The sequence below is a fragment of the Paenibacillus macerans genome (assembly GCF_050565405.1).
In the GTDB taxonomy this organism is placed as follows: Bacteria; Bacillota; Bacilli; order Paenibacillales; family Paenibacillaceae; genus Fontibacillus; species Fontibacillus macerans_B.
This window is the reverse complement of sequence record NZ_JBNYYG010000003.1, coordinates 109,883-129,645: the sequence shown is the minus strand read 5'-3', so window position 1 is coordinate 129,645 and position 19,763 is coordinate 109,883. Positions and strand designations below refer to the sequence as shown.

Below are 19,763 nucleotides of genomic sequence, written 5' to 3'. Positions count from 1 at the left end.
CTGCGTGTTGCCCGAGGGTATGCCGCCTCGTTCGGCGTTCAGTTTAAACCGTAAGCTGTTCGGACATTTTTGCGCGACGGATCATCTCAACCGCGTCATCGTCACCATACAGTTGACTGACACGGATGCGCACTCTGTCGGATACGGGACGTCTTTCTTTCTCTATTTCGCACAACCATGTCGGGCTAATGCCCAAAGTATCCGCGAACTCACGCTGGGACATGTTTTTACTGATGCGGATTGCCCTAATTGCAAAGCCATTCATTAGGTTCTACTCCCCTTTCTTATATAATCTTCGCTTTGACCCCAAATAAAAAATTGATGTTTAGACGGTATTAACCCGTCTATATAGTATTGGAAAACGGTTCGATTACGCGGCAGCCTTCTTATGCTTCCGGAGGACCGCTAGCGCCCTGTCCCGTTCGACCTGGCAGAAAAATTTCGCCTTAAACTGCGGATGCACCATAATCTCGCACAGCTTAACCCGCCCCGGCTGCGGAGAGTGCGAATAGAAGGCGTTCCCGCACACGACACACGTACGCACGCGGCGCATATCCAGCGCTTCGATCGCCGCCCGCACGTTTTCCGGAGTCCGCCGCTTCACGGTGTTATCTCGGTTCCATGCGCCGCCGTCCGCATACTTCCGGATGAACGCCGCCGGATTACGCTTAATCTGCGATAACATTCCGATTAGGTGTTCGGCCGCCATTGACACCGGTTCATCAAACAGCGCTGATTCGACGGGCCGGTCTGTGATAAACGTATCCTCGTATATGCCGCGTTCCTCCGGGTCGCCCTCATCCGGCCGCTCCGTCAAAAGCTTCGATTCTAGCACCTGGCGACGCAATGCTCCGCGATATTCACGCTCCGGACCGTGTACCGGATACTCCGTTTTCCGTTCGGGGATCTCGCGTACGTTCATAATATAATCCGCGAGAATATCGCCGATCGTTTGAGGGGGCGCGCCTTTCCGGAGTAATGCAGGGTGAGACATGCGCCACGTCCAGAAGGCTAGCCGCGGGCATCCCTTATCGAATAGCTCGTCCGTAAATTGTCGGACAAGTTCGGCGCGCCAGGCGGTCGGCGAATCTTTATTTTCAATCAAAAATTTTTGCACGGCTTCGTACGTTTCTTTTCTCGTCATCATTTGCAGCCTCCTGACCCAGGGCAGCGATTCCCGTAAACGGAGTCGGCCCTATCTATCGTTTTATATTCTTCGAATACACTCTTTTACGCGAATAGAAATGTATTAATATATCCCTTATCCGGTCCGCGAGGTTCAATGAGCGTAAGCGAATTTAACCGATGCGGTATATTTATTCTTGTTATTCGTTATTGTTAAGTTCGTTCTTATTACTTTCCTGTAAACGGATTGCGACGATTCCCGTAAACGGATTTAGGCCGCTCCGTCTGCGGGAATTGCTTCCTCAAGAGGGTAATATAAGGGCAGGTAAACGCTCTTTGAGTTTCCGCGCCAAGGTATTTTCTTTTTAATTAGGAGCCCCTCGGTTTCAAGAATCTTGCATAGCGGTTTGATTCGGTCGCCGTGAATCCCGGTATCCTTGCGAATCTGTGCCACGGTCGGAAATGCCCACATATAGTAGTCGTTCGATTCCGTTCCGTTCGCGTAAGCATGGAGATACAAAAGCAGGAATATCGCATCCCGCGCCGTCACCTTATCGTACTTTGCGCCAAGCTCTCGCAACTGGACGCGGAATAAATCGTGGAGAGACGGAGAGTATCCGCCCCTCCCACGTTCTAATACGGTTTCCTTCTGCTGGATCGCAATTTGCGCCAGGCGTTTCAATTCGCTCATGTTCGCGCCTCCCCCTTTTTATTTGGCGGAAATTCCGCCTTCACTTACCTTGTTTCCGGCCGATTCGATTTCTCGCATAATTCGGCCAACTTTCTTCACGGCCATCACTTATACCGACGTAGACCGGCACGCTTCCGCACAATCAAAGTATTATTGCCACGAAAATTTAAGTTCGCGCGCCCTACTTATACATCCGACGCCAAATATCACTTCGCACACTTAAATTAACGCCGCTCGATCTACTTTCGTACACTTTTCGGGGATTTTTCGCCCACAATATTTTATAGAACATCCGCACACCCCCTCGCACATCAATTACGCATTTTTCTTCTCACTTAATATAAGGACAAAAATTCGTTGATTTGGGACATTCATAAACATACGGACAGAAATTTCGAAGATTGGGACATTCGCGAACAAAAAAAGAGATGCCCGATCCATGACCGACACCTCTCACTATAAGGATAGCCCGCTACCCCGGTTTTGTTAACGAGAACTTTCCAAAATAACGAAAGAGACGCCCGCCCGTCGCGTCCCTTTACGTATGTTTGTCTGCCGGTAGTTGGCGCTACCGAACGGACGTTATATCACGCGAGATATTCCGCAAGCTCCCCGTCCTTTTCCGCGTTATAGAACTTCCGGAGCCGCCGGAGTGGTCGTAAAACGGTGTTGTGGTGGAGCCCGGCCCGACCGGCCACCGAGCTGATCGACTCCCTACCGTCGGTTTGAAGCGTCATACTCACGATGAGTGCCGCCGTCTTGTCACCGCTCCGATCAAGAAGTTCGCGAATAAGACCCACACGGTCCGACTCGACTCGATCAAACGTTGCGCCGAACTCCTCGTATTCCTCCGGGTAATACGTATGATCACGCCACCGTGCCGTCTTATGGTACAGACGGATTCGTGCGTAACGGAGATGTATGTAAAGCAGTCGTCGAATGTCAACAACGTCGTCTCTCTTCGCGAGCATGAATAGGATATCGTCGAATGATGAGTCCGAGTCATAAATGTCGCCCGCCCTCGTCGAAATGATCTTCGACCGGTGCCGCGATTTCACGTCGGCCAATGTGTTGTATAAGTCCGTAAAACTGGCGTTGTCCTGCGCCTCCCTATATCGCAAATAACCTTCTTGCGCGTGTGTGTCGATTACGTTCATATCGAATCCCCCTCGATTTGAGCAAGTAGTTTCAATGCGATCCAGTTACCGCCTTTCGTGCGGACGTATAGCTGCTCCTTAATGCGTTTTCCTCCGCGAAATATAGTGACCACCCCTTGTCCTAAAAATTCGCATGACAAATAAGCAGAAAACAGTGGATTTTTCTGGAATGGCAATGTATAATCTAACTTGTCGACATATCAAAATGTCAACATGTTGTGCATGGTTCTATAGTACACCGTGTTATTCAGCATGTCAACATGTTGTGCAAGAAAAATGGAGGATTACTATGTCTGTTCGTTGTCGTCTTGGGGATATCATGAAAGAGATGGGACTTTCAAATAAAGAGGTCGTTGAATTAACCGGTATAAGCCGCAATACAATAACATCGTTGGCCGCGAATGCTACGAAAAGAATTGACTATGACACGCTTGAGGGATTATGTCGAGGTCTTCGAGTTACACCTGGGGATTTGATCGAGTACATTCCGGAAGATGACGAAATGACCGTCGTAAAATTTAACGTGTAATTTTTCCGCCGCCGACCGTTGAGGTTAGCGGTCTTTTATTTACCGCGCGTTTCCCGCAAAATTTGCGGCGAATTAGCGGCTTTCACTAGCGCGTAGTATAAACGAAGGGTAAAGGGATCGAGGTGGGGAAATCGAGGAAAATAAAAAGGACTCGCGCGAGGATGTTGCGGAGCCCGGTGTTCGAGAAATATATTGTTTAATAACTACTTTTAACACCCGCGAGCATGTGTCTCCGACGCTCGTTGCTTTGTATCGGTATTGTTTTTCATTTCTGTCTATTCGTGAAATTATCAATGACAATTGATGCTAGAACCCCAATAACAATTATTTCCAAGCCTTTTGATATTATAATTTGAATCGACGATGTAATCATTAATAAATAATTTGAAGTGAACAGATTATCTAAGGCGCTATTTAAAGGAAGTGAGTAATTTATAGAGAAAGCAGCATAAATACTATTAATCATATTGGTATCTGTCCCTATAAGATCAAAAAACAGGAAGTATACTACTCCAAATGAAAAGTTAAATACCAAGAGTAAAAGTGCTATTTGGAAAATAAGAAGTTCTACAGATTTTTTAAGCAACCCATTAACAGCATAGTAAATAAATTCTCCTGCTTGAAGAAATAACCATAAAATAGTTGCTGTAATAATAAATAATTTAATCCATAATACACTACCTATAAAAGTCTCTTGAACAAATTGTAGAGATAGAAAATTAAATATAACTGGGTATACCAGGACTGTAGTAACCAACCTTGATATATTACCTTGTACATTCTGTTCACGAAGTAATTTGAAATACTTGATAATAAACTCCATACAAAACCTCTTTTTTCTTGAACTTAGGGTGGGATTACTAGTCCCCCTTGGTCAAGCGGTAATATTTTTTCATCAACTCTTCTCTATACTTATCCAAATCTGAATGTATATCAACGGCTTTGTCAAGGTATCCATCAACAACAGATCTCATCGACAGATAACCATCTCTTTTTAAGTAAAATTCAAGGCTTCGATGATAAACTAGGAATCCAGCTAAAAATTTGAGTTTCAACTCTATGGTATGAACAATCTTCCAATCGACTGAACTGATTAACTCGGGGAGTTTACTATTCATTTTATCTATAAAATCCTTAATATAATCAGCATGCATACGTAAGGTATCTCTATTATCGACCTCCCCGTCTCGATCTTCAGCAAACTCATACAAATGAACATTAATGATATATCGAGTTTCGGAAATGACGGAGTAAAGCTCTTTCATCTCTTTGTGATATCGATCTAAGAATCTTTCTTTTGTTTGTTGACTTAAAGTCTTTTTTACGCCAAGCCAAGTGATTAACCCACCAATAATTGAACCTACAAAGGCAAGAAAATCCCAGTCATTTATTGAAATGTGAGGAACAAGAGTAAGAATCATAGAAATTAATATACAAGTACAGCATACCGTCGAGAAAGCGAGAAAAGAGATTATAAGTATTTTTTTAGTTTTTTCAAATATCACAATAACTCATCCTAACCTGCGTATTTAAACGTACACACCGCGCGAAGAAACCGCTCGTCTCCGATCTTAACGCTATTCTCCGTTATTTCCGCGATCTTTCCGCTGCCAACGAGCTCGTCCGCGATAAAAACGACGACGGGCGTCCGATCCATTTGCGCGGTGAATAGGTGAATATCGGACGTTAGCGGACGCATAAAACGTTTAGAGCGTTGTAAACGCATTTCGACGGCCCCTTTCGAACATTCTACCGAAATTTTACCATATTACGCGGATTTATGTACGACTTTTTGCCTACTCGAAATGACGCAGAAAAGGGGCGCAGGCCAAACGGATATTACTCCGCAGGCCCACGCCCCTCTTACATAATTTTCACGCTAAATTAGCGACCTTATGCGCTTGCCCTTCCGTTTACCCTTGGACGCGATTAGAACGGCTAATTTCGCGGTGAATGAGCGGATAGAGAGTGATATATGACGTCTATTTTCGTTCCCTTCGACTATTATCGACTTTCGTCTTTCTCTTTGTTTTCTCCGCGAGTAACGTATTTAAAGGACTGGCCTTTTCATGCGTCGCTTTTAGATCGTTGTCGGCTAGAGCTATATATCCCTTCGTAACCTCCATTGTCGTATGTCCAAGCGCCTTTTGGACGGCGAAGGCATTAGCCCCGTTACGAATGAACTCCAGCGCGAATACGTGCCTAAGATCGTAAGGGCGTATCTTCCGGCCGATCATATTGCTATAAAGCTCCATTCTATCTCCCCATGTGTGCCTGTTCAACTGCTTTCCTTCCCATGTGCAGAAGATTGGAACATTCTCACCCCACTCCAACGGTCGGACCGATAGCAACTTCTTAATCGCGCGAACCGTCTCCGAGGATATCGGCAGTGTTCGAGAAACGCGAGTCTTTGCCACTTTGGCAGGAACGTATATCTCACGTGCAGCCGCGTTAAAATCACATGGTAGGAGCGAGAGAGCTTCTTTTGGGCGAATGCCGGAATCTAAGGTTAAAAGTATAAGACCGTAATCTCGCAGACCTACAAATGTCGATTGATCGGGCGCGTCCAACAGTTCACGCAATACCTCCGCTTCAATAGCGACGATCCGGCTTTCCGCTTTTCTCTTCTTAATATTCGCGAGAGGATTCGCGTCAATCTTTCCAGTCTCTACGCACCATTTGAAAAATGTCCGCAGATAAATTAAACGGTTGTTAAACGTCGCCGGCATAATGTCCTCGGATAGATGCGCGTACGCTGCGTCCTTTAACTTATCGTCCGATTCCCACGCATCCGGAAACCGTTTAAAAAATAGCCGCGTTGTCCGATTATAATCTGACCGCGTTTGCTCGCTCAGACCTTCCACTCGTTTGAGTTCGAGAAACTCCGATAAAGCATCCGTCCATTTGCCGCGCTTAAAATTCTCATCGTCAATCTTACGTAATCTTGCCATAAAAAATACGCCCCCTCCGCTAGAATTGAATAAACGGAGATGAGCGTATAACTTCGGGTCCTGTGCGTTAGGATTTCGCAATCTCACAACTACGCAGAACCTTCGCGATCTCAACGCTCATTTAACGTTGATGTGACCGCGTTTTTACGTGGGATGCCGAGGACCGGGCTCGAACCGGTACGGTTGTCACCAACCGCAGGATTTTAAGTCCTGTGCGTCTGCCTATTCCGCCACCCCGGCAAAAAATAAGCACTCTTAAGATTATATATACAATTCCGCGCAAATTCAACAGAAATTAATTACATTACAAACCCGATAATTTTAGTTGAGATATTTATGATAAGTTAAGATCAGCAGATGGAAGGCTTCTTACAAAGCAGAAAGGTGAGTTCACATGCATGAGTTAAAAATGGCGGTTACGCTCGGCCACCAGGTTGTGGTGCAATTACATAGCGGGCAGATGATGAGCGGACTGCCCAAATGGGGTTCCGCGCCGGACAAGGTCCAATTGCGAACCATGGAAGGCGCCGTATGGGTTCAGTTGGACGAAATCGCGCACGTAACCCGTATCATCCCTTTCGGGAAATAATTATTTGAGGACGTTGCAACATTTTCCAAGTCTCCCCGTCTAGAAGGTTGTCAAATAAACCAGACGAGGTGATATCAACATGTTGAAACGAAATTTAGCCCTGTTGTCCGCTGCAGCCCTCCTGAGTTTGTCGCTGGCCGGCGAAACCTTTGCGGCCGCAGGCTCCTTTAAAGACGTAAGCCAGTCGGCTGCCAAAGACAGCATCTCCGCCCTGCAAGCCAAAGGAATCGTTCGCGGCGTAAGCGCCGATAGCTTCCTCCCGGATCATCTGTTGACGACCGGCCAAGGGATTCAACTAATCGTGAACGTGCTTGGCCTTGAACAGGATCAGAAAAGCGGCACCGACGCCTCTGCGGCCAGTGAACTTTTCGCCAACGTTCAGGATGATGCCTGGTACGCCCAAGCGCTTGTGATCGCGCAGAACAGCGGTTTCGACCTGGCCGCCGATCTGAATCCGGACAAGCCGATGACGCGCGAGGAGTTTACGCACCAGCTGATTTTAGCGATGGAAAAACATGGCGATTTGCCGATGATCAATATCGTTCCGGTCGAATTCGCGGATGACGATCAGCTTACCGTTTCCTATCAGGGAACGGTGCAGCGCGCGCTCGTGCTTGGCATTGCCAAGCTGGATGACAGCAACGAGTTCCATCCGGGCGACCAAATTACCCGGGCCGAAGCGGCCGTGCTGGCCCATAACGCCGTCGAATATCTGGCTGCGCACCCTGGTCCGTCCAAGTAACGTCCAATACCAGAGTTCGTCCGGCAACATGATCGTGGCTTACGCATCAAACTTGTCTTCTGAAAACAAAAAGGACCGCAGTTGCGGCCCTTTTTGTTCCCCCGTCCTTATTCGCTATATTTCGTCAATTCCTCTTATGAATTGCTTCTCCGACAGCACCTGGATCCCTTCTTTTCGCAAAAGCGCCACCGTCACGCCGCCGCCGATCCTTTTCTCGCCGGAAAACGTTCCGTCATAGATCATTTGGCTGCCGCAGGAAGGACTAAATTCTTTGAGGACTACCTTGTCTGCACCGACGTCCCGGGCTATTCGCAGCGTTTCGTAGGCCCCTCTGAGATACATCTCCGTGACGTCTCTCCCCGATCGATCAACCACCCTGGCGTTTCCCTCAAGCACGTCGCTGCCCTCTCCGCCAAGGATCTCGGCTGGTTCTCTAGGTGTAGCGAAGCCTCCCAGCAACTCTGGGCAAACGGTGAGCGCCCGCTTCTCTGCTACTAATCGGGCGAGTGCCTCATGCAGGCAATCCGTACCGTTATATCTCACCTGTAAACCGGCCAAACACGAGCTTACCAGAATCATAGTCCTCCACCTTGAATCCAGTTTAAAGTTTTCATTTGTTCAGAAAGTATAGCACAAAAAGAATGCGGCTTATATCCCCCATTCCACGGAATCCATTCAATTTTAACATTTTTCGCTCGGCCGACAGATTTTTGCAAATTATCTCAGTATTTAGGGAGGATTTACAAAATCGGACATAGAAGGTAGTACTACCACTTTAGGCTGGTGCGGACAGATATAAAGTGGGATCCGCAGGACGGTCGCCAGTGCACAGCGGACGTATAACATAGATACTTCAATTCTAGGAGTTGTTCGCCTTGGATCTCATCCTCAAGATTGAAGAGCTCCGGTTGGAATTAAACAGACTCGCTGGTAGTAAACGTCTGGCCGACCGGGAACTGGTCTTGGTAAGCCAACGACTAGATGAACTGCTCAATGAATATCATCGACTCATTTTGCAACAGCAGGTCAAGTGATTTAGGGGAGCCACGCAGGTGGCTCCTTTTTTCTGGTTGCGTTCCTTCGGCGGGTTGTCCAGTCCCGCCCACTCTCCCCCCGGAAAAGGAAACATATGTATTGAATCTGCGTATTACTTCATGAAGAGAAAAAAACATGAGGTGACCCTATGAAATTTCGCCGAACCCGTATTGAAAGTTGGTCCAATCAACTTTCATTGATCACGGACCTTATTGCCCTTTTCCCCGTCTGATCATAAAGTGGTTTTCTCAATAATTAAACCGGAGTGAACATTATGTTGGAATTTCTTCTTATTTGTATAGCACTTCTTTTTCTTGGACTAGGAGGCCTGGTTCGCAAAAAACCGGACATTTGGTGGCGCATGGATGCTGCCTGGAAAGTCAAAGGGGACTCCGAACCGAGCGCGGCATATCTCGATTCCATGAGGTTCAGGGGGATGTGCTCCATCATCGTAGGCTGTTATCTTCTCGTATGGGCAGCGCTTATCCTATTTCTTTAGCGTGTTATTCCTTAGTACGCAACCAAAGGGGGAAACGCCGCAGAATCGTTGCAATCATTGCCGGGGTTCTACCAAACGGCAAGCACGCAATAATCAGTTTCCAGTCTTTCACATCTACGCTTCGGCGTTAAACTGACATTTCAACCGATGTTCTGCGACGTAAGTAGTCTGTCCAGTGGGTTTCTTACCTTAACGCGACATTGCAGCCCTTCAAACTGCATAATTCGTTTAAACCCGTTTATGGTTGGTGGTCTATTCCATTCGAACATACATAAGCTTGGGACACACTTACCTTGATGCCCTCCTGCTCGAAGTCGGCAATCTTGTCCGCTAGGTGCTGTTATTCAAGTGACGAGACACTTCACGGTTCCGCTGCATTTCGGTGTCCGCAGTTAGCAACCAAGAGAACCTAAACATTCGGCCATGGCCTTGTACTCTTTGTAGTAGTCGATCGGATCGAAGCCGAGCGTAAAAAGCATGCCGAAAAACCGCTCGAGCCTGTGGATAAATAGCCTCCGTTAGCAAATTCGTTAGCAAGTCATAATTTCCGGCCATTTTTGAGCGTGTATGGGACGACTCTACCAACCCCAAACATAGCAAAAACCCCTTGCCAGGCAAGGGGTTTTGTACATATGGGCCCTACAGGACTCGAACCTGTGACCAATCGGTTATGAGCCGACCGCTCTAACCAACTGAGCTAAGGGCCCGGACAACATGGATTGCGGGGGCAGGATTTGAACCTGCGGCCTTCGGGTTATGAGCCCGACGAGCTACCGGGCTGCTCCACCCCGCGTCAATAAATAGCGACAATTAATAATATACACGATTTCCACCTCGAGCGTCAAGCAATATTTCATGGAATAAAACGAACGCCGTATTTGCCCTTGCGGGAACGGAAAATTTCGATTTCCCGCATATCGTCGAAGCCGTAAATCCAACCGTCCTGCTCCAATCGGCGAGCCAGGCAGCCAGCTTGGAATTTGGTTCTGTACAATTTATTAAAGTATACCCAGCGCATGACTTTTTAGTCCATCCTTTCGTAAAAATGGTGAATTTGTTCCTGCCTATAGAATACCCAAGAACGACCAAAAAAAGCCGCCGGATAGGCTCCGGCGGCTCCTAATTGAACTGGTAATTTCTGTCCTTCCTCTTACAGGGAATCAGCCTTTTCGGAGGGTTCCTGCCGCTGCCGCATCCTGAGGAACGAATGGCGTGCCGTCCTCCTGGAACTGGGTTTTCGGATTGTTTTTAATTTCCTGCAGCATCGTATTGCCCTTCTGTTCCCATTCCTTCAAAGCTTCGGCCGGGGTTTTCTTATTCTCCAGAACCTCCTGGAAGTACTTCCGGCCGCTATCGGTCACGCTATAAAGTCCTGGTTTTTCACCCATCATTTTGTCTTGTTTCGGATCGTTAGGAGGCGTTGGCTTCAGCAAATAAAACGCCTGGATATTGTAATCAAGCCCCATTTTCGGTTTGATGTACGTTTTGCGGGCCAGCATCTCGTACGAATTGCTGCGGGATTTCAGTTTGGCCCAATCCTCGCCATTGATGAATTTTATGAAGTCCCAAGCCGTTTCCGGATTCGGAGCGGCGCTATTGATGGCAAACGTATTGCTGAGCCAAATATTGCCGCCAATGCCCGGTTTCTCCGGATGCACCGGCACGGTCACGACATCCCAATCGACGGGCTTGAAGTTTTTGATTTTGGAGGCATTGTTATTGGCATCGGCGATTTCGTTGACATAGTAATTTTCGCCGATCGTCATCGCGACTTTTCCGGACAGGAACAGATCGCTGCTGATCGAGGACCAGTCGGTGCCGTCCGTCATGTTACTGTTATTGTCCGGTATGATTTTGTCTTTGGCCAGCTTGCTGATCGTTTCCCAAACCTTGGTCCATTGCGGCGTATTGACCGTCATCGTCTCCGCTTTGTCGTCAAACGTCTTCAGCTGCAGCGAGTTGACATAGTTGGACTGCATATCCCAGAAAGGATCGTTGCCCATATAACGGCTGAACGCGAATCCGTATACCCGGTCCTTGCCTTCCCCTTTGGCTACGCGGCGCGCCAGGTTGAAAATATCATCCCAGGTCATGTTATCGGTCGGCGGCTCTACGCCGACATCCGTAAAGATTTGTTTATTGTAATAAAGGGCCGAGGAAGAGAAAGACGGCGTTAACGCGAATAAGCTCCCCTCTCCCAGATCCTTGATCCCGTCGATGACCGCCGGGACGTAGTCCGACGTATCGAATTTATCCTCTTGAATCAGCGGATCCAGCTGCTTCACCATATTTTCCTTGATCAGCTGGTTAAGCACCGTGGTATCGGTGACGACGATATCCACCGGATTGCTGCCCGTCATGATTTTCTTCATGCTATCCAAATAATCGGGCTGCACATAAGGCTGCGAGCTATCCTGATAGCGGTATTGCGACTGGTCGATGGCAGGCACGACCTCGATGCGCACATTCTGATTCGCGTATTCATAAACATCGGTGTACTGCTGACGAAAATAGGAGTCGTCATAACCTCCATACAGCACGCCGATGCGCAGGACCTTCTCCTGTTCGGTATCCGCCGCTTTGCTGCCGTTACAGCCTGCCAGCAAACCTACCGTCAGCGTCGCTGCCATCGTGACCATTAACATTTTTTTTAGCTTACCGTACCTTGTTGTCATGAATGATCCCCCTCCAATGATTTTGGTGCCGTGATAATGATTTTGTCCCCGTCGAATTCCATGCTCGCCCGTCCGTTGATCCCTACCGACTCCAGATATTCCTTGGGTACTTGAAGCCGGCCGACGCGGTCGACCACGACAAACGCTTCATGGACTTCCTGAAGCGCGCCGGCTCCAAGCTCCGCCGCAGCCAAGTCCAGATTCGGATTTCGCTTCACGAATTCCGTGCTCGTCAGGCCGTCGCGAATCGCCACCACGCGATCCACCTTCCCGGCAAGCGCCAAATCATGCGTGACGATCACGATCGTAATTCCCAGCTCCCGGTTGACCTGACGGAATATATTCATAATTTGATCCGAGGTAGCCGTATCCACCGAACCGGTAGGTTCGTCGGCCAACAGCATCTTCGGGCGGTTGGACAGGGAAATCGCGATCGCCACCCGCTGCTGCTCCCCGCCGGATAGCTGATGCAACTTGTTGTGCATCCGATCCTTCAGGCCAACCCGCTCCAGCAGCTCCTTGGCGTATGCCCTGTCTGGCTTGCCGGTCAGCAGCATCGGCATCTCCACGTTCTCCAGCGCGGTCAAATAGGGCAGCAAATTGCGGGCGTTATTTTGCCAAACGAACCCGACGGTGCTTCGCTTATACTCGACCAGTTGATCGTCGCGGATCTTCAGCAGATCCCAGCCACCGACGGACACCTGCCCCGCCGACGGGTGATCGAGCCCGCCGAGAATGTTCAGCAGCGTGGATTTCCCACTGCCGCTGTTGCCGATGATCGCCATCATTTCCCCCTGCTCGACGGTCAAATTCAAGCCCTGGAGCGCGACGACTTCGATGTCCTCGGTTTTAAAAATTTTGACCAGTCCTTCGCAATGAATCATCCCCTAACGCTCCTCTCCCATTTTAACCGCCTGATGAACGCGCAGGCGCCGGATTTGCCAGAACAACAGCCCGGCCCCAAGCAGCAGCATCACGAATACGACGATGTACAGCTGGAACGTATCCTGCGAATCGAACACGATGCGGAACGGCGGCACCTGCGTCGTAACGTTATCGGCAGTTTGCAGAAACGGCAGATAAAGCATGCCGGCGATTTTCCCGATGACGATCCCCAGGACAATCGAAAGCCCCGCCGTCAAAATCTGTTCGGCCAACAGCATGAACGTCAGCTGCTTGCGGGATAAGCCCATCGCCCGCAAAATCCCGAATTGGACGACCCGGCCCGATAAATTAAAGAACCAGTAAAGCACGTACCCGATCAACGAGACGATGACCGAAACGAGGAAGCCGAGACTTAATATGCCGAACACGCCTCCCCGGGTCGGATGCTTGCTTTGCGCCACCAGTTCGCTGCGCACGTCGGCGACCTCATAAAGCTCGATGCCTTCCGCAGCCAGCTTGGTGATGAGCGGAGCGACCTTGGCCCCCGGCTTCATTTTGAGCCAAACCTCGTAAGGGATAAGCGGGACCTGATCGTAAATATAGTCCAGATTCGCGATAATGAACGGCGTCTGGTCGGGATATTGGCTGGGCCAATAAGGCAGAATCCCGTACACGGCAAATTCCACCGTCTGTTCGCCAAGCGCTACCGTAAACACGTCGCCCGGCTTCAGCTTGTATTTCTCCGCCATGTTAGACGGCACCAATGCGGCGCTTTCGTTCATGCCGAGGAAATTCAAATAGTTATAAGGATGCGTCGGAAAAAGATCGTTCCGGAACCAAGCAACTTTGGCGAAATCCACGTTATCGATCCCCATGATATTGCCTTGGCCCGCCGAACGGCCGGAAACGATAATATTGCCTTTGGTCTGCAGCACGCGGGCCGCATGCTCCACCCCGTCGATCTTCCGGAAAATTTCAAACGGCGGCTCGGAATAGATCAGTTTGGACGGAGGCGTATTTTGACCTCCCCCCGGGCCGCCGCCCGGAACACCTCCGCCTCCGCCGCCTTGGCCGCCGCCGGGCTGCCCTGAACCGCCTCCCTGTCCCTGGCCTTGACCCGAACCGCCTTGGGACGGCCGGGTAATCTCCGGCGTCCCTTCCCACACGGTCTTCATGATCACGTCCGCACCGTATTTATAAAGCGTCCGTTCCGTCGAGTTCAGATCGATCGTCCTTGCTGCGGAGGCGTTATAAACGCCAAGCCCCAGCGTTAAAACAAGCAGGATCATCAGCGGATAATACGAAGACGACGAGCGGGAGAGCTGGGTTAAGCTCAAATAATACGGAACCGGCAGCCATTTCTTGCCGATCCAGCCGATCAGCTTCAGCAGCCACGGGAATACCCGCAAAAAGAACAGCCCGATCGAAAAGATCGCCAGCGCCGGCACGAAGAACAGGAACGGTTGGATTTGCAGTTCATCCGTCGTCATGCCGGTTTGAAACGTCAGCATCTGCCGTTCATTAAACAAATAGTAGCCGTAACCGGCAATTCCCATCAGCACGATATCCAAAAACCATCGCTGCCAAAACGGCTTCCGATCGGAGCGCGCCTGCTTCTGCTTGGCCTTGACGATCGAGGAGCGGGCATACGACACCGCCGGCAGCAACGTGGCCAGGATCGCGATGATGACGGCCGCCCCGCCTAACGCCAGCGCGTCGAAATTAAATCCCACCGGGATCGATTTGCGGTTGACGAACGTAAGGAAGCCGTCCGCGGACCCAATGCTTTTGGACATGAACCAACCCAGCAAGGGTCCCACGACCAATGCGGCAACGCCGAGAATCATGCTTTCCAAGAGGTAGATGAAGATAATCTGTTTCGTCGATGCCCCCCGGCTCCGCAGAACCGCAATGTCGCTTTGCTGCTTATCCAATGCCTGGCGGGCATTCATCACAATATAATAGAACACCATGGCTATCATCGGTGCCGCCAGGGTAAACAGCATCGTCTGCATCTGCAGGCTTTGTTTGCGGAAATCGTTCAACAGGCTGCCGAAAGAAACATCCACTTTGGTATCCTTCAGCTTCTGATATAAATCCACGTTCAAGCGGTCCAGCGTATCCGATAGCGGCGACAACTGGCTCGTTTGAATCTCGCTGAGATCAAAAGCGTAATACCAGCTGGAGTTATGCAGCGGAATCGATAAGTTCTTCAGCAAATTGTCGTTAAACACTTGTTCCGGGATGTAGAAACTGTTCATCATCCCTTCAAATCCTTGATACCAATAAGGATCGTTTTCGTCCGCAGCCTGGAATGTGCCCACGATCTTTACTTTAAGCGTGACGTCCACGCCGCTGAGCACCGGATACTCCATCACATCGCCAACGTGCAAATCCTGGCGGTACATCGCCTCCTCCAGCATCAGGGCTTCTATCGTATCTCCATCGGTCTGCTCCGAATACAGCTGGCCTCCGGTGAGCGAAATATGGTCCTGCAGCCCGCTCATCGACACGATCGACATCGTCCGCGTGCGGCTGGCGTCCACCTTGGTCGGATCCTCCGGATACACTTCCGTACTGCGGATCGCCCGCAAATTCACGTAAGCATCGTTCGGAAATCCGATTTCCTTCGGAACTTCATCAATGATATATTGGTTTACGGCCTCCAGCGCGCCGAGATCCGTCTTCGTTCCTCCCGGTGCCTGGTAACTCATGATCAGGGAGCCTGCCGGAAGCCCTTCGCTTTCGCTTTTCAACGTCGTCGCGACGACCCGTTTCAACGAACCGTCGGAATACATCGGAATGCTGACCGTAAACGAGACGGCGACGATGAGACCCAGTAACGTGCTAAGCGTCAGCCATTTCGTGTTCCACATCTTGCGGAACAGCAATCGTAATAAAGGTACACCCATTAACGACCCACTACTTTCTGTCCCGGCGTGAGTCCCTTAACGATTTCCACGTCGGTTGAAGTTTGCAGGCCCACCTCGACATCGGCTTCGCGTTTCGATCCGTCCGCTTCAACGACCTGTACATAGGTCCGCGAGCCGATCGTACGCAAGGCGGAAATCGGAATCAGCACGGCGTTTGCCTTGCGTTCGGTAATGATGGATACGCTAAGCGGTCTGCCGCGCTCTACCCCATCCGGCCATTTATCAAGCTGAACGATTAAGTACTTCTCGATCGAGTCCTTCTCCGGCCCATTGGTTCCGTTGCCGTTACCATTGCCGTTATTGTCACCGGATCCGGTGTCGACCGGCATGACCTTCACTTTCCCGTCGAATACGCCGACCGCATTGATGTCCACCTTGGCTTTCATGCCCACGGCTACCTTCTCCAAATCCTCCTTGGCAAAAGAGGCCGCCACCACCAGCGCAGACGTATCGGATAATACCGCTACCGTATCGTAAGCCTTAATGGCGCTTCCCTTCTCGGCCGAGACGGATACGACCGTGCCGGAGAACGGCGCCTTCAGCGTGCCGTCGGCGATCGTTTTTTGCAAATCCACAAGCTCTTGGCGCTGCTCCTCAAACACGATGGAAGCTTCTTCGAACTCGATCGGGTCCTTTTCGTCCTTCGTCCGCAGCGTCTCCTTCATGGCGATCTCCTGCTTGCGGAATTCGAGCTTCTTCTTGCGCAGGTCCTTCTCCAGGTCCTCGACGTCCAATTGAACCAGAACATCGCCCTGCTTTACCTTGTCCCCGGCTTTGACGAGCACGTTCTTCACGTGGAGGTTATCCTCCGTAAAAAACAAAGGCTCCTCACGTTGGCTCATAATTTTGCCCACCGCGCTGACGCTGAGTTCGATCGTTTCCGTGCGCACTTCGTATTCCGGCTTCTTCGAAATCGTCGGCGGCGTAATGACCGGCAGATCCTCCTCTTCGCCTTCGTTCGGGAGCAACGAGCAGCCGGTCGAGGCTACCAGAGTCAAGCATATAGATAACACCCCAAGAGTCCGGACAAGCCTCCCGCTCTTACCCGATAAATTTTCCATCCACCATTTCGTAAACATGGTCCGCTACCTCCAGGATTGTAGGATCGTGTGTCGTCATACAAATCGTCACGCGTTCGGTTTGTATGATGTTCTTGAATACTGCCATGACTTGTGCTCCCATTTGCGAATCGAGATTGGCCGTTGGCTCATCCGCCAGCAGCAGCTTCGGACGGTGGGCAATCGCTTTGGCGATGGCCACCCTTTGCTGCTCGCCCCCGGACAGCTCGAACGGGCGGTGAAACATGCGTTTCCCCAGTCCGACGAGTTCGAGGCAATGCGTTACGCGACGTTTCCATTCCTGGGGCGGAACCCCTGCCATCCTGAGCGACAACTCCACGTTCTCCCAGGCGGACAACAACGGTAACAACGCATAGGCCTGAAAAATAAACCCGATCTGATCGCGTCTCAGCAGCGTCCGTTTGTCGTCGTTCAACTGATGAAGGGGCTGGCCGCGAAACAGAATCTCGCCGGACGTAGGCTGATCCAATCCGCCGAGCATGTTCAGCAGCGTCGTTTTCCCCGAACCGGAACGCCCTTTGAGCATTACCAGTTGGCCGGGAAGCACCTCCATGTCGATCCCTTTCAATACCTGGATTTCTCCTCCGCCCACCGGAAAAGATCGGCGAACTTCTTTTACCAACAAAATCGGCCCGGTATCCTTCTCCTGCTCCTCTTCGTGCGGTTCCTCGCGGGTTGCAATGGCCTCGGGTTCGGCTTCCCCTGCGGCTACCTCTTCCAAAGAAGCTGCGGCTGAAGCCTCGGGCTCCGCCGCCGGGTGTGGAGATCCTTCTCCGGACTTAACTACGACTTTTTCCTTTTTGCGCAGCCATCGCATCATCGTGTATCGGTCTCCCATTTCCTTAATTTGTGTTTTCTTCCTCTAGGCCTTGTCTAGCAATTCATTTACGTCTTGCATTATAAACGAAATGCTATGCCAAAAAGTTACAATGGGCTTAACGAAATTGATATTTTTATTTCCATATTTTAAGCGCTGATCGAAGGTTACAAGCCTGTTAGAATTAAGGGGAATTCTACTAAATCCGGCAAGGAGAACTACTTCATGAAAAAAATGATACCGATCCTGCTCATGGCCGCTCTGGTAGCTACCAACTTCCTCTACCGGCAAGAACCGGCCGCTGCCGATCAGCTCCCCTATGATGATATATCGGACAGTTATGCTAGAAACGCTATTATCCGGCTAAATGACATCGACGTGATGAAAGGAACTTCCGCATCGCTGTTTTCGCCGAACCGGGCGATTTCGCGCGCGGAATTCATGACGACGTTAATGCGGTTATTCAAGGTGGAGCCCGTTGCATCCGCCGTGCCTGCGTACACGGACGTTCGGAAAACCGATTGGTATTACGGGACCGTTCAAGCGGCTACCGAGCTCGGCTTGACCGAAGGCCTGGGAGGCGGGATCTTTAACCCCAATCAGCCGTTGACCCGGCAGGAGGCGGCCGCTTGGATCGTGCGGGCGCTGAAGCAAACGGCCACGGCGCCTGTGGAGCCTTACGGCTACAAGGATGATGCAATAGCCGCCGCTTGGGCCAAGCCTTACATAGGCTCCGTGACGGAGCTCGGACTGATGCAAGGCAGCGACGGCAAGTTCCACCCGACGCAATCGATCACCCGTCAGGAGACCGCCGTCATCCTCGACCGTCTGCTGCAGGACGTGCGTTGGACCGGCGCGATTGCGGCAAGCGCGAGCCCGCTCATCCAGATCGGCTGGCAATACGGGCAGTTGACCGAGGCCTATCAGCAATCCGTGCTGAAATCGAACGTGAACGTGCTGGCGCCGAGATGGTATTTTCTTGAAAGCACCGGTACAATTTCCGATTCCACCGTCCCCTCCCTGGTCACGTGGGCCAAAAATAACGGCAAACAGGTTTGGGCCATGGTCGGGAATCGATTCGATCAGGAAACGACGCACAAAATGTTAGCTTCCAGCACCCTCTCGTCGGATGCGATACAGAGCCTGAAGTCTTTCGTACAAAAATACGGGCTGCATGGGATTAACGTCGATTTCGAGAATGTGCTAGCCTCCGACCGCGATTTGTACACCGGCTTCATCGCCAAGCTTGCAAAGGAGCTGCATTCCGTCTCGGCGGTCCTATCCGTCGATCTGCCGCCGGATCTCGGCAGCGACTGGTCGGATGCTTACAACTACGCTGAGTTGGCCAAAAGCGCCGACTACCTGGTCATCATGGCCTATGATGAACATTGGAGCGGCTATAAGGCCGGGTCGGTGGCCTCGCTCGGCTGGGTGCAAAAGCACCTCGACAAGCTGCTCGCCAAAGTGCCGGCAGACCGGTTGATCCTGGGCATGCCGCTGTATACGCGGGACTGGAGCCTGAACGGCCAGGGGTCGACGCTGTCGTCGGAGGATATCTCCCTTCCGGAACAAAACAAACGGATCGGCGCGTACGGGGCCGTTCCGAAATGGAACGCGGAAGCCGCTCAATACACGATGGAATATTGGAAATCCGGCACGAAGCACCGGATTTGGCTGGAGGACGCCCGCTCCCTGTCGGCAAAGTTCCGGCTGGGCTCGGAGCGGGCCATCGCGGGTTACGCTTACTGGCATATCGGCGGCGAGTCGACGGACGTCTGGACAAGCTTGAAGAATGCGGAGAAATATGCGGAGTATAAATTTAATTAATGGATTTCGGCTCTGCGCGACGAGTAACATAAAGACCATTCGTAAAGTAAAGATTTGGCTAACATTACGAGTGGTCTTTTTTCGTTTTTAGATCATGAAAATGGACTGGTAGGCAAGGGTAAGCAAAAATTAGAAAAAAATGCAACAAATCCATTTTGTTTAACGTTAAAAAATAGAGGGGGAAATCTGGGTTACATAAGTTCCCGGATCAAGACACTGGAGGTGTAGC

21 protein-coding genes and 3 tRNA genes are annotated in these 19,763 nt (G+C 50.6%); 6 read left to right on the top strand and 18 right to left on the bottom strand.

Going from position 1 to position 19,763, the window contains the following annotated elements; translation table 11 throughout:
- Nucleotides 1-43 precede the first annotated feature (43 nt).
- The 4 genes from ACQ4N8_RS04030 to ACQ4N8_RS04015 form a co-directional block, all read right to left on the bottom strand.
- A complete protein-coding gene (locus ACQ4N8_RS04030) occupies nucleotides 44-265 on the bottom strand; it encodes a helix-turn-helix domain-containing protein (RefSeq protein WP_430703039.1) in 222 nt (73 codons plus the stop codon).
- Nucleotides 266-370: 105 nt separating this feature from the next.
- Nucleotides 371-1,147 (bottom strand): hypothetical protein, encoded by a 777-nt coding sequence (locus ACQ4N8_RS04025; RefSeq protein WP_430703038.1) that lies wholly within the window; start codon nucleotides 1,145-1,147, stop codon nucleotides 371-373.
- Between the two features lie 249 nt (nucleotides 1,148-1,396).
- Nucleotides 1,397-1,816, bottom strand: a complete 420-nt coding sequence (locus ACQ4N8_RS04020) for a hypothetical protein (protein ID WP_430703036.1) — start codon at nucleotides 1,814-1,816, stop codon at nucleotides 1,397-1,399.
- Between the two features lie 587 nt (nucleotides 1,817-2,403).
- A complete protein-coding gene (locus ACQ4N8_RS04015) occupies nucleotides 2,404-2,973 on the bottom strand; it encodes a hypothetical protein (RefSeq protein WP_430703034.1) in 570 nt (189 codons plus the stop codon).
- A gap of 133 nt (nucleotides 2,974-3,106) precedes the next feature.
- Between ACQ4N8_RS04015 and ACQ4N8_RS04010 the strand changes: the two genes are divergently transcribed.
- Nucleotides 3,107-3,502, top strand: coding sequence for a helix-turn-helix domain-containing protein (locus ACQ4N8_RS04010; RefSeq protein ID WP_430703033.1), 396 nt, complete (start codon nucleotides 3,107-3,109; stop codon nucleotides 3,500-3,502).
- 265 nt (nucleotides 3,503-3,767) lie between these two features.
- Here ACQ4N8_RS04010 and ACQ4N8_RS04005 read toward each other — a convergent pair whose 3' ends face one another.
- From ACQ4N8_RS04005 to ACQ4N8_RS03985, 5 genes are all read right to left on the bottom strand, one after another.
- Nucleotides 3,768-4,325 (bottom strand): hypothetical protein, encoded by a 558-nt coding sequence (locus ACQ4N8_RS04005; RefSeq protein WP_430703032.1) that lies wholly within the window; start codon nucleotides 4,323-4,325, stop codon nucleotides 3,768-3,770.
- 37 nt (nucleotides 4,326-4,362) lie between these two features.
- Nucleotides 4,363-5,007, bottom strand: a complete 645-nt coding sequence (locus ACQ4N8_RS04000) for a hypothetical protein (RefSeq protein WP_430703031.1) — start codon at nucleotides 5,005-5,007, stop codon at nucleotides 4,363-4,365.
- Between the two features lie 11 nt (nucleotides 5,008-5,018).
- A complete protein-coding gene (locus ACQ4N8_RS03995) occupies nucleotides 5,019-5,228 on the bottom strand; it encodes a hypothetical protein (protein WP_430703030.1) in 210 nt (69 codons plus the stop codon).
- A 256-nt stretch (nucleotides 5,229-5,484) separates the two neighbouring features.
- Nucleotides 5,485-6,453, bottom strand: a complete 969-nt coding sequence (locus ACQ4N8_RS03990) for a tyrosine-type recombinase/integrase (RefSeq protein WP_430703029.1) — start codon at nucleotides 6,451-6,453, stop codon at nucleotides 5,485-5,487.
- A gap of 154 nt (nucleotides 6,454-6,607) precedes the next feature.
- Nucleotides 6,608-6,693 (bottom strand) — tRNA-Leu (locus tag ACQ4N8_RS03985).
- A gap of 154 nt (nucleotides 6,694-6,847) precedes the next feature.
- Between ACQ4N8_RS03985 and ACQ4N8_RS03980 the strand changes: the two genes are divergently transcribed.
- Nucleotides 6,848-7,042: a hypothetical protein gene (locus ACQ4N8_RS03980; RefSeq protein WP_430703028.1), complete on the top strand. Its 195-nt coding sequence runs from the start codon at nucleotides 6,848-6,850 to the stop codon at nucleotides 7,040-7,042.
- 79 nt (nucleotides 7,043-7,121) lie between these two features.
- Entirely contained in the window at nucleotides 7,122-7,784 is a 663-nt protein-coding gene (locus ACQ4N8_RS03975; protein ID WP_430703027.1) for an S-layer homology domain-containing protein, read from the top strand.
- Nucleotides 7,785-7,898: 114 nt separating this feature from the next.
- On the opposite strand, the gene ACQ4N8_RS03970 is transcribed toward ACQ4N8_RS03975, so the two are convergent.
- Nucleotides 7,899-8,363, bottom strand: a complete 465-nt coding sequence (locus tag ACQ4N8_RS03970) for a DUF523 domain-containing protein (RefSeq protein ID WP_430703026.1) — start codon at nucleotides 8,361-8,363, stop codon at nucleotides 7,899-7,901.
- Nucleotides 8,364-8,659: 296 nt separating this feature from the next.
- Between ACQ4N8_RS03970 and ACQ4N8_RS03965 the strand changes: the two genes are divergently transcribed.
- Both ACQ4N8_RS03965 and ACQ4N8_RS03960 read left to right on the top strand, forming a co-directional pair.
- Nucleotides 8,660-8,818, top strand: coding sequence for a Spo0E family sporulation regulatory protein-aspartic acid phosphatase (locus tag ACQ4N8_RS03965; protein WP_430703025.1), 159 nt, complete (start codon nucleotides 8,660-8,662; stop codon nucleotides 8,816-8,818).
- A gap of 275 nt (nucleotides 8,819-9,093) precedes the next feature.
- Entirely contained in the window at nucleotides 9,094-9,318 is a 225-nt protein-coding gene (locus tag ACQ4N8_RS03960) for a DUF6199 family natural product biosynthesis protein (protein WP_430703023.1), read from the top strand.
- Between the two features lie 633 nt (nucleotides 9,319-9,951).
- On the opposite strand, the gene ACQ4N8_RS03955 is transcribed toward ACQ4N8_RS03960, so the two are convergent.
- The 8 genes from ACQ4N8_RS03955 to ACQ4N8_RS03920 form a co-directional block, all read right to left on the bottom strand.
- Nucleotides 9,952-10,025, bottom strand: a tRNA-Ile gene (locus ACQ4N8_RS03955).
- A gap of 12 nt (nucleotides 10,026-10,037) precedes the next feature.
- Nucleotides 10,038-10,111: transfer RNA gene (locus tag ACQ4N8_RS03950), tRNA-Met, on the bottom strand.
- 60 nt (nucleotides 10,112-10,171) lie between these two features.
- On the bottom strand, nucleotides 10,172-10,336 hold the full coding sequence (locus tag ACQ4N8_RS03945) for a hypothetical protein (RefSeq protein ID WP_170180026.1): 165 nt from the start codon (nucleotides 10,334-10,336) through the stop codon (nucleotides 10,172-10,174).
- 142 nt (nucleotides 10,337-10,478) lie between these two features.
- A complete protein-coding gene (locus tag ACQ4N8_RS03940) occupies nucleotides 10,479-11,993 on the bottom strand; it encodes an ABC transporter substrate-binding protein (RefSeq protein WP_430703022.1) in 1,515 nt (504 codons plus the stop codon).
- Entirely contained in the window at nucleotides 11,990-12,877 is an 888-nt protein-coding gene (locus ACQ4N8_RS03935) for an ABC transporter ATP-binding protein (RefSeq protein ID WP_430703021.1), read from the bottom strand. Before ACQ4N8_RS03935 ends, ACQ4N8_RS03940 begins: the two co-directional genes overlap by 4 nt.
- 3 nt (nucleotides 12,878-12,880) lie before the next feature.
- On the bottom strand, nucleotides 12,881-15,790 hold the full coding sequence (locus ACQ4N8_RS03930) for an ABC transporter permease (RefSeq protein WP_430703020.1): 2,910 nt from the start codon (nucleotides 15,788-15,790) through the stop codon (nucleotides 12,881-12,883).
- Entirely contained in the window at nucleotides 15,790-16,890 is a 1,101-nt protein-coding gene (locus ACQ4N8_RS03925; protein WP_430703018.1) for an efflux RND transporter periplasmic adaptor subunit, read from the bottom strand. Before ACQ4N8_RS03925 ends, ACQ4N8_RS03930 begins: the two co-directional genes overlap by 1 nt.
- Nucleotides 16,853-17,710, bottom strand: coding sequence for an ABC transporter ATP-binding protein (locus ACQ4N8_RS03920; RefSeq protein WP_430703017.1), 858 nt, complete (start codon nucleotides 17,708-17,710; stop codon nucleotides 16,853-16,855). Before ACQ4N8_RS03920 ends, ACQ4N8_RS03925 begins: the two co-directional genes overlap by 38 nt.
- Nucleotides 17,711-17,932: 222 nt before the next feature.
- On the opposite strand from ACQ4N8_RS03920, the gene ACQ4N8_RS03915 reads away from it, so the two are divergent.
- Entirely contained in the window at nucleotides 17,933-19,534 is a 1,602-nt protein-coding gene (locus ACQ4N8_RS03915) for an S-layer homology domain-containing protein (protein ID WP_430703016.1), read from the top strand.
- Nucleotides 19,535-19,763 lie beyond the last annotated feature (229 nt).